The organism is Candidatus Hydrogenedentota bacterium, assembly GCA_016791475.1.
In the GTDB taxonomy this organism is placed as follows: domain Bacteria; phylum Hydrogenedentota; class Hydrogenedentia; order Hydrogenedentales; family JAEUWI01; genus JAEUWI01.
In genome coordinates, this window is sequence record JAEUWI010000432.1 from 1 (window position 1) to 532 (window position 532).

Annotated in this window: 1 protein-coding gene; it reads right to left on the bottom strand. The window is 67.7% G+C overall.

Going from position 1 to position 532, the window contains the following annotated elements; genetic code table 11:
- Positions 1 to 532, bottom strand: a 532-nt coding sequence (locus JNK74_30095; protein MBL7650421.1) for a PAS domain-containing protein, incomplete at both ends; no start/stop codon positions are given.

The window sequence follows — 532 nt, forward strand, 5'->3', positions numbered from 1 at the left end:
TGAGGTTGTGATCGAGGATCTGGTTTTCCCGCGCCTTGGCCTCGTCGATATCCGAATGGGTGCCGATCATGCGCAGGGGGCGGCCGTCCGGGTCGCGCTCCACCACCAGGCCCCGGGCCCGGATCCATTTGTAGCTGCCGTCCTTGCAGCGCATCCGGACTTCGTGGGTGAACAGCGGTGACTCGCCCTTCAGGTGGACATCCTGGGCGGCCAGGGCGGGGGCCAGGTCGTCCGGATGCAGGCGGGACGACCAGTCGTCGATGGTGTCGGAGATTTCGCCCACCTCGTAGCCCAGCATGGTGACCCAGCGGGGCGAGCGATAGACATGCCCGGTGCGGATGTTCCAGTCCCACACCCCGTCACCGGCCCCATCGAGGGCAAACTGCCAGCGCGCTTCGCTCTCCCGCAGGGCCAGCTCGGCCACCCGTCTTTCGGTCACATCGCGGATCACCGCCAGGCTCCCGCCGGTACGTACCGCCTGGAAGCGTGCTTCGAAGTGCCTCTCGGTTCCGCCCCGGCGCGACGCGTATTC